The sequence below is a fragment of the Variovorax davisae genome (genome assembly GCF_030316845.1).
Lineage (GTDB): Bacteria > Pseudomonadota > Gammaproteobacteria > Burkholderiales > Burkholderiaceae_C > Variovorax > Variovorax davisae.
Window position 1 is genome coordinate 588,733 of sequence record NZ_JASZYS010000003.1, and the last position, 8,264, is coordinate 596,996.

An 8,264-nucleotide genomic window follows, 5' to 3' on the forward strand; every position below is an offset into this window, starting at 1 on the left:
TCTCTCTTCAGATTCCGAGATAGGCGGTTTTCACGCGCGGGTCGCTGCGAAGCGAATCGGCCGTGCCGCTGATGGCGATACGGCCCGTTTCGATGACGTAGGCGTTGTGCGCCAGCTCGAGCGCCAGGCGCGCGTTCTGCTCGACCACCAGGATGCTCAAGCCACTGTCGCGATTGATCTGCGCGAGCACGTCGAAGATCTGCCGCACCACCATCGGCGCGAGGCCGAACGACGGTTCGTCGAGCATGAGCAGGCGTGGCCGCAGCATTAGGGCGCGGGCGATCGCGACCATCTGCTGCTCGCCACCGCTGAGGAGCCCGGCGGGCTTCCGGCGGTATTCGGCGAGGCGAGGAAAGAGCGCGTACATGCGCTCCACGTCGGCCAGGGTGTCGGCGCCTCGCGGCCGCGTGACGGCGCCGACCAGCAGGTTTTCCTCGACCGTCAGCTGCGTGAAGGTGCCGCGCCCGTCGGGCACGTGCGCAACGCCAAGGCGCGCAATCGCGTCGCTCGTCAGCGCCTCGATGCGCTCTCCGTCGAGTGCGATGCTTCCGTGGGTTTTCACCATCGCGTGGCTGATGGCCCGCAGGACCGTGGTCTTGCCCGCGCCGTTCGCACCCAGCAGCGCGGTGATGCCGCCCCGGGGCACGTCGAGGTCGACCGACTTCAGGACGGCAGTGGCGTGGTAGGTTGCGAACAGTCCCCTCACTTCGAGGATGTTGGCCGTCATGACTCGGCTCCGAGGTAAGCCCGGACCACGTCCGGATTGGCAGCCACGTCCCGCGGCGTGCCATCGGCGATCTTGCGGCCGAACTCCAGCACGACCACCTGGTCGGACACCCGCATCACCAGGTTCATGTGATGCTCGATGAGCAGCACCGAGATGCCCAGGCGGTCGCGAATCTCGAGGATCCAGCCGAGCAGTTCCTCGACGTCCTGGTGATTGAGGCCGGCGGCCGGCTCGTCGAGCAAGAGGATCCGGGGCCGCATGGCCAGCGCGCGCGCCAGCTCGACGCGCTTCCGGGTGCCGAACGAGAGCTGCGACACCGGCGTGTCAGCCACCTCGCGCAGCCGCGCGAAGCCCAGCAGTTCTTCGACGCAATCGTCTACTTGGCGGCGGTCCTGCCTGCCCCTCGCGTTGCGAAAGAGCGCCGAGAAGTGGCGCCCGCCGAACTGCAGGAAGCAGCCGGTCTCGACGTTGCGCCTGACCGACTGCCGATCGAACAGTGCCACGTTCTGGAAGGTGCGCGCGATGCCCAGGCCGGCGACCTGGTGAGAGCGAAGCTTTTGAAGATTCGTCTCGTCGAAGGTGATCGAGCCTTCGTTCGGCTCATAGATGCGGCTCAGGCAATTGAACAGCGTCGTCTTGCCCGCGCCGTTCGGGCCGATGATGCCGCAAATCGCGCCGCGCCCGACCGAGAACGACACGTTCTGCAGCGCCTGGATGCCACCGAAGCGGATGCCCAGGTTGTCCACGCGCAGGAGAGGCGCGCTCATCAGGCCACCGGAACCCACCGGACGCCGTCGAATCGCTGCAGCCGCAACTTCTGCACGATACGGTAGTCCTTCGGCGTCGTGCTGACGGTGATGCCGGGGATCAGCGCCGGCAACGACACGTCCTTGAGCGAGGTCGCCTCCTTGAGGATCCGCTCAGGCGCAAGGTCGTCGCCGCAGCGGCGCAGCACCTCGGTCAGCAGGAAGCCCATGCTGTAGCCGATGAGGTTCAGCTGCTCGGTCGTGTCGCCCTCCGGGTAGTACTTGCGCATGAAGCCGAGCCAGTCGCGGTAGGCCGCGTCGTTTGCCCACTCCGGATCGCCGGCCGACTTGCTCGGCGTCGCCGAGATCAGGCCCACCGACTTGTCCAGCCCCGCCACGCGCAGCACCGTGGCGACGAAGTTGCTGGTGATAGGGATGATGTGGATCGGCTTCCAGGGCAGTTCGCTCACCTTGCGAATGGCCTGGATCGTGAACTTCGGGCTGGTGATGTTCATGAACACATCGGCGTTGGTCGCGGCCAGGCTGATGAGCTGCGAGTCGATGGTCGGCGAGGTCACCTCGTAGCCGGCGGCGGACACCACCTGCGCCTTGCCGCCGAGCTCGACCAGGCGGCGCTTGAACGCGGCCAGGTACTCCTTGCCGAAATCGTCGTTCTGATAGAGCACCGCGACCTTCGCGCCGGGCTTCGTCTCGTGGACGTAGTCGGCATAGGCGGTGGCTTCGGTCGAGAAGGTCAGCATGCCCGGCAGCGTCCACGGGTAGTTCTGCGGATCGGCGAAGCGGTCGCTGCCCGCGTAGACGAAGAGCTGCGGGACCTTGCGGCCGTTCAGGTACTTCTGCACCGCGGCGTTCTGCGCCGTGCCCATGCTCGCGAACATGAGCTTGACGCCTTCGCGCTCCACGAGGTTGCGCGTCTGCTCCACGGCCTTGGCGGGGTTGTAGCCATCGTCGAGCGTGAGCAGCGTGACGCTGCGGCCATTGATGCCGCCGCTGTCGTTGACCATCTTGAAGTAGCGCGCCTGCACCTTGCCGATGGCGCTCAGCGCCGACAGCGGGCCGCTGTAGGGCATTGTCTGCCCGATCTTGATGTCGCCGCGAAAGTCTGCCGCGGACTGCGACCACGCCGCATCGACACAAAGGGCCAGGGGCGCCAGCGCGGCCTTCAGCAAGGTTCGGCGGGGAAGGAGAGGGTGGGGGACATTCATCGTGGATCCGATCACTGGGACAGAGGTGCGCTTGCTGCGGCGCGAGTCGGGCTCCGATCACCCAACCCTTGCTGCCCAATGATTATCTTCCTAGAAAGATAAATGTCATTAGCAATAACCCTGTCTCGGCGCTACATGGCGGCGATCAGGCGCCGGAAGCAGTCGTCCATCTCGCGGAGCTCGTCGCGGCGGACCCCGCTCGCTTTCACGATGCCTTCGAGCGACTGCGCGATCCGCGTCATGGCGGTGTCGGCGATCGCGAGCCCTCGCCTGGTGAGCTTCACGAGCTCCGACCTGCGGTCACCTTCCGCGGCTGCGCGCTCGATGAATTTCTGCTCGCGCAGGCTGTCCAGGCGCTTGGTGATGGCGCCGGAGGTCACGAGCAATTCCCGATAGAGATCGGTCGGCCGCATGGCGCTGTCGGTGCCATTGCGGCGCAGCGCGAGCAGCACGTGCAAGTCGCCGACCGTGACGCCGGCCTTCTTGGCGACCTCCTGCACGCGCCGGTCGTGCAGATAGTGGGCGTATTCGATCCGCAGGAAGAAGCCGGGCAGCCAGAAATCGACGTCGGGGCGCTCCTGGGCCCAGGCCTGCGAGATGGCATCCAGGCGGGTGGGCTGCAGCTGGCTGGCCGAGCGGACCGACCGGCCCGCGCCTGCGGCCGAGCGGTCCGGAGCCGGTGCGCCGGGCGCTTCGCCGCTCTGCTCGCTCTCTGCCCACCGCAGCAAGGATTCGATCGCAAGTTCGAACGTCAGCCCGCGCGCGTCGGCGCCTCCTTCTTCCTTGCAAGGCCCGAGCTTCGCCTGCTTGTACTTGCCGTCGCCAATGAACATGCGCCCGTACCAGGCGGCGCCTCGGCTGCCCTTGTAGTAGCCCAAATGCGTACGGGGCGAGTGGATGTGCCAGTAGGGCTTGGCGCGGGCCGGCAGGGTATCGCGCGTCTCGAACGATGAGAGATCGACGGAGGAGGGGGTGTTGATGTTGGGCATGTGCGGCTTTTTTATCCAACTTATTTTATCCAATTCACCCAATTTTGACGTCAAAGATATAGGTGCCGTGGGGTGAGCGAGTTCCGAAGCCGACCTGTGACGGTCGAATCAGCGGAAATTACCCAGCTTATCCAATTCAACCCAAGGCAGAAACGCCAAATCGTTGAAGGGAAATCCTTCTGTAACTTGACAATGTATCTTTGCAGGAAGATAGTTGTGCATCTCTCACCCAACTCGTCAATCAAGCAGAGGCAACCCATGACATCCAAGGAAGACAACGAGCTCCTCACCCGCGTCGAAGGCGACGCCCCCATGGGGCAGATGCTCCGGCAGCACTACTGGGTGCCGGCAGTACTCTCCGCCCGGCTCGAAGCCGGCGGCGCGCCGGTGCGGGTGAAGCTGTTCGGCAACCGCTACGTGGCCTATCGCACGCACGACGGCCGCGTCGGCTTCCTGAACGAGGCCTGTCCGCATCGCGGGGTGTCGCTGGCGCTCGCGCGCAACGAGGACAACGCGCTGCGCTGCATCTTCCACGGCTGGAAGATCTGCGTCTCCGGCGAAGTGCTGGAGGTGCCGAACGAAGCCTCCAATCCCGAATGCTTCCGCAAGACGGTCAACGTCAAGCACTACCCTGCGGTCGAGGGCGCGGGCCTCGTGTGGGTGTGGCTGGGGCAGGGCGAGGCGCCTGCGGCACCGAACTTCGAATGGATGACGCTGGGCCCCGACCAGGCGTACGCGTGCGGCTTGGAGCTCGACTCCAACTGGCTCCAGGGCGTGGAGGCCACCATCGACTCGTCGCATATCGCGCTGCTGCATCAGAGCCACCTGTCGCACTCGAAGATGGACATGGCCGCCACCACCGTGAGCAATGCGGTGCGCTACAAGTTCGACGATACCGACTACGGCTATCGCGCGGCCGCCTTGCGCGAAGCGCCCGACGGCCAGTGCGTGGCGCGCGTGACCGAATTCGTCATGCCCTACTACGGCCTGATCCCGCCAATCAACACCGGCGACGACCAGGACCGCACGGTCATCATCGCCGTGCCGGTCGACGACACGCACTTGATCCAGTGGTACATCTACTACAACACGAAGCGGCCCACCGACTCCATGAAGCGCGCCCAGCGCGCCAACACCTGGCCGATGGCCGGCGGCATCGAGCCGGACGCTGACAAGGCCTGGGGACAGAACCGCCTGCTGATGGCGCACGGCAACCACACGGGCTTCACCGAGATCGTCGTCGAAGATTTCGTGACCCAGGTCAGCATGGGCCCCATCGTCGACCGGTCGGATGAATACCTCTGCTCTGCGGACCAGGCCATCATCCGCCTGCGCCGCCACTTGCTGAAGTCGGTCAAGCAGTTCATGGCCAACGAGGTGCCCGCAAGCGCCCGGCCCGAAGCCCGCGACTACTCGGGCATCACCGCCACCGGCGGCCGCCTCAAGTCTGTCGATGACGACTGGCGGAACCTCCCTCGCTGAGCACGCGCCATGACTACCCCCTTCGAAGAATCGACGAAGCAATGGGTGCGCGCCTGCGCCGCGTCCGACATCCGGCAGGGACAACCGAAGGGCGTGAAGCTTGCCGGCATTCCCGTTGCCCTGTACCGGCTGGACGATGGCGTGTACGCCACGCACGACATCTGCACGCACGCGTACGCCTTGCTGTCCGAGGGCTACGTCGAAGGCGAGACGATCGAGTGTCCGTTGCACGGCGCGATGTTCGACATCCGCAGTGGCAAGTGCCTCGCCGTGGCGAGCGCCGACCTGGCCACCTACGCGGTGCGCGTCGAGGACGGCGCGCTCATGGTGGAAATCCCGGCCGACAGCGCGGCGCAGTCATGAACACCGATGACGACAGCGGCGGGCGCATGGTCATCGTGGGCGGCGGCCAGGCCGCCGGGGCCGCGCTGAAGCGGCTGCGGCAACTCGGCTACCCGGGGCAGGTCACCCTCGTCAGCGATGAGACCAACGCGCCTTACGAGCGGCCGCCGCTCTCCAAGGAATACCTCTGGGGAGCCGAGCAGGAACTCCGCTGGGTGGCGCCGGGGAACGACCGGCCCAACGAGCGCCTTGCGATCGACCGCACCGCCGTCGCCGGCGATGCGCGCGCGAAGACCATCACCTGCAGCGACGGCGCCGTCCTGCCCTACGACTTCTTGCTGCTCGCGACCGGCGGGCTGCCGCGGCGCCTGGCGATGCCCGGCGCCGCGCTGGAGAACGTGCATTGCCTGCGACGCGCGGGCGACGCGCTCGCGCTCAGGCAGTCCATCGAGCGATGCGTGCGTGCGCGTCTGCCGCTGCTGGTCGTCGGCGGCAGCTGGATCGGGCTTGAAGTGGCGGCCGGCGCGCGCGAAACCGGCGTCGAGGTCGTGCTGGTGGAACAAGGAGCGCGACTGTGCGGCCGCACCTTGCCGCCATTGGCGGCGCGCTGGCTGCAATCGCTTCATGCGTCGCGCGGCGTGGACTTGCGGCTCGAGACGTCGGTCGCCAGCCTCGACGGCGATGTGGCGGTCCGCAGCGCGCGCTTGTCCGATGGCACGGTGCTGCCGGTAGGCGCGGTCCTCGTGGGCATCGGCATCGCGCCGAACATTTCTCTCGCAAGCCAGCTTGGCCTTCTTGTGCGTTCGGGCATCGTGGTCGATCGCCACTGCCGGACCTCGGCGCCGGCGATCTATGCGGCCGGCGACGTGGCCGAGCAAGCGTGCCCGTGGCACGAAGGCGCCATCCGCATCGAGACGTGGGACAACGCGAACCGCCAGGGCGAGGCTGCCGCCACGCACATTGCGCACATGGCCAGCACGACGGCGGAGCCCGATGGCGCCGAGGACAGCGCGCCGCCCTGGTTCTGGTCCGATCAATACGGGACGAACCTGCAAGTGCTGGGCGCACCGACACACGGCGACACGGTGTTGGCCAGCCCGCCGAACGAGAGCGAACAACTCTTCATCCACCTGCGCGGCGACCGCGTCGTCGGCGCCATCGGCATGAACAGGCGGCACGACATGCGCCGCCTGCGCAAGCGGATGGCCGAGCACTCCTTGCTGCCGAGGGCCGAGCTTCTGCAAGCCATCCCCGGACTCTCCTGATTCGACGAAAGGAAATTGACAACATGAACGACATGAATTCTTCGGGGCGCTCCACCGTGATCCGCAGCCTTTTGCCCACCGGGCGCCAACCGGTTGCCGCTGGCGTGGCCGCGGCCTTGCTCGCGTTCGCCGCAGGGTGGGCGCTTCTGCCGCAGGGCAACAAGCAGAACACGGTGGACTGGTTTGCCGACCTGTGCAGCACCGTGAGCCGGCCAATGTTCTCCTCCGCCCCGGCGCCTGCGGGCTCAGGGATCGCGGCCAGACCTGCGACTTTGTCGAAAGTGATCTCGTGCGAGCCGCTGCCGAACGTGCCGGGAAAATCCGTGACGACACTGCTCGTCGACTTTCCGCCGCTGGCCTACTCGCCAGCACACCGGCATCCGGGATCGGTGACCGCCGTCATCCTCGCCGGCACGATCCGCTCGCAGATCGCCGGCTCGCCGCCGGGGGACTACCGCTTCGGCGAGACCTTCTTTGAGCCGCCCGGTGCGCTGCACATGTTTGCCGAGAATCCCGACCCGGTGCACGCGGCGAAGCTGGTGGCGGTGTTTGTGACTGAGGAGAACTGTGGGCCGTTGGTTTTGCCGCCATGAACAGCACTGACCCGTCTCTTCGTCAGAATCATAAAGATGCTTTAGGCGATTGAATGACAAGACCGTCTGAAAGGGAAGACCTACGACCGCTATCGAAAATCCCGACTGCCCTCTCGCAACTGTCCTAGTAACTCGGTGTGGTCGACCAGCTTCAAGGCCACCAGCGACTGGACGCCTTTCTCGCTCTGCCAAGTCCCCTCGACGCTGAGCAGCTTCGCGCCCAGCAACACCGTCCGCTGCTCCTCGGCGACCTGGGGCCAGACGATGATGTTCACGGTACCGGTCCCGTCCTCGAGCGTGGCGATGATCACCCCCTTGGCCGTGCGCGGCCTTTGCCGATGCGTGACGATCCCGCTCGCGCACCTTCTGACTGTCCTTCGCACGCGTCCTGAGCTTCTCGGAGGTCCGAATGCCCCAGCTCGCCAGCTGCGGCCGAATGGGGGCCAACGGGTGCCGACGCAGGCTGAGACCAAGCGAGCCGTAGTCGTCGGCGATCTCGTCGCCTTCTTCCGGCACCGGGAACGATGTCCTCCTCGATGGTTCGAGCCTCGCGCAGCATCTTCGTCGGCCACGTGTCGATGCCCTTAGCGGCCCACACCGCGTCTGGCCGATGACCGGCGAGGGAGAGGAGGGCGTCTGCCCCCGAGAGGCACTTTAGATCGTACGCATCGCCAGATCTTCCACGCTGGCGAAGGCCGCCACCTCGCGCGCCGCCACGATCCGCGCACGGATTCGTGTCCCGCAACAGCTGAACGCTAGCATTCAAGGCCTGTGGCAGGATGCGGCCGAGGCTGTGTGGAAACTCCCTTGATGGTCGCCTATATTGAGCCAACCCGTCTGAACGAGGTGGTGGTCCATGAAGAGATTCATCGAAGGCGAAGACCGACAGCAGGT

9 protein-coding genes are annotated in these 8,264 nt (G+C 66.1%); 4 read left to right on the forward strand and 5 right to left on the reverse strand.

Annotation, left to right across the window (positions count from 1 at the left end; all coding sequences use genetic code 11):
• Window positions 1–7: 7 nt before the first annotated feature.
• The 4 genes from QTI33_RS10310 to QTI33_RS10325 form a co-directional block, all read right to left on the reverse strand.
• Entirely contained in the window at window positions 8–727 is a 720-nt protein-coding gene (locus QTI33_RS10310; RefSeq protein WP_286505729.1) for an ABC transporter ATP-binding protein, read from the reverse strand.
• Complete coding sequence (locus QTI33_RS10315) at window positions 724–1,494, reverse strand: ABC transporter ATP-binding protein (protein ID WP_286505730.1); 771 nt, start codon at window positions 1,492–1,494, stop codon at window positions 724–726. Before QTI33_RS10315 ends, QTI33_RS10310 begins: the two co-directional genes overlap by 4 nt.
• Window positions 1,494–2,699, reverse strand: a complete 1,206-nt coding sequence (locus tag QTI33_RS10320) for an ABC transporter substrate-binding protein (RefSeq protein ID WP_286505731.1) — start codon at window positions 2,697–2,699, stop codon at window positions 1,494–1,496. The genes QTI33_RS10315 and QTI33_RS10320 overlap by 1 nt, the downstream gene beginning before the upstream one ends.
• Before the next feature lie 131 nt (window positions 2,700–2,830).
• Window positions 2,831–3,688 (reverse strand): MarR family winged helix-turn-helix transcriptional regulator, encoded by an 858-nt coding sequence (locus tag QTI33_RS10325; RefSeq protein ID WP_286505733.1) that lies wholly within the window; start codon window positions 3,686–3,688, stop codon window positions 2,831–2,833.
• Window positions 3,689–3,946: 258 nt separating this feature from the next.
• Between QTI33_RS10325 and QTI33_RS10330 the strand changes: the two genes are divergently transcribed.
• Genes QTI33_RS10330 through QTI33_RS10345 form a run of 4 tightly spaced genes read left to right on the forward strand, consistent with a single transcriptional unit; the run spans window position 3,947 to window position 7,370 of the window.
• On the forward strand, window positions 3,947–5,170 hold the full coding sequence (locus QTI33_RS10330) for a Rieske 2Fe-2S domain-containing protein (protein ID WP_286505735.1): 1,224 nt from the start codon (window positions 3,947–3,949) through the stop codon (window positions 5,168–5,170).
• Between the two features lie 9 nt (window positions 5,171–5,179).
• Window positions 5,180–5,533, forward strand: a complete 354-nt coding sequence (locus QTI33_RS10335; RefSeq protein WP_286505736.1) for a non-heme iron oxygenase ferredoxin subunit — start codon at window positions 5,180–5,182, stop codon at window positions 5,531–5,533.
• Complete coding sequence (locus tag QTI33_RS10340; RefSeq protein ID WP_286505738.1) at window positions 5,530–6,777, forward strand: NAD(P)/FAD-dependent oxidoreductase; 1,248 nt, start codon at window positions 5,530–5,532, stop codon at window positions 6,775–6,777. Before QTI33_RS10335 ends, QTI33_RS10340 begins: the two co-directional genes overlap by 4 nt.
• Before the next feature lie 32 nt (window positions 6,778–6,809).
• Entirely contained in the window at window positions 6,810–7,370 is a 561-nt protein-coding gene (locus QTI33_RS10345; protein WP_286505770.1) for a cupin domain-containing protein, read from the forward strand.
• A gap of 89 nt (window positions 7,371–7,459) precedes the next feature.
• Here QTI33_RS10345 and QTI33_RS35140 read toward each other — a convergent pair whose 3' ends face one another.
• Window positions 7,460–7,942, reverse strand: a complete 483-nt coding sequence (locus tag QTI33_RS35140) for an OB-fold nucleic acid binding domain-containing protein (protein WP_353506324.1) — start codon at window positions 7,940–7,942, stop codon at window positions 7,460–7,462.
• Window positions 7,943–8,264: the final 322 nt, after the last annotated feature.

Excerpts from the sequence above, each read along its gene's own strand:
- QTI33_RS10330 (WP_286505735.1), top strand. The coding sequence starts at position 3,947 with ATGACATCCAAGGAAGACAACGAGCTCCTCACCCGCGTCGAAGGCGAC.
- QTI33_RS10310 (WP_286505729.1), bottom strand. The coding sequence starts at position 727 with ATGACGGCCAACATCCTCGAAGTGAGGGGACTGTTCGCAACCTACCAC.
- QTI33_RS10320 (WP_286505731.1), bottom strand. The coding sequence starts at position 2,699 with ATGAATGTCCCCCACCCTCTCCTTCCCCGCCGAACCTTGCTGAAGGCC.
- QTI33_RS10335 (WP_286505736.1), top strand. The coding sequence starts at position 5,180 with ATGACTACCCCCTTCGAAGAATCGACGAAGCAATGGGTGCGCGCCTGC.
- QTI33_RS10340 (WP_286505738.1), top strand. The coding sequence starts at position 5,530 with ATGAACACCGATGACGACAGCGGCGGGCGCATGGTCATCGTGGGCGGC.
- QTI33_RS10325 (WP_286505733.1), bottom strand. The coding sequence starts at position 3,688 with ATGCCCAACATCAACACCCCCTCCTCCGTCGATCTCTCATCGTTCGAG.
- QTI33_RS10345 (WP_286505770.1), top strand. The coding sequence starts at position 6,810 with ATGAATTCTTCGGGGCGCTCCACCGTGATCCGCAGCCTTTTGCCCACC.
- QTI33_RS10315 (WP_286505730.1), bottom strand. The coding sequence starts at position 1,494 with ATGAGCGCGCCTCTCCTGCGCGTGGACAACCTGGGCATCCGCTTCGGT.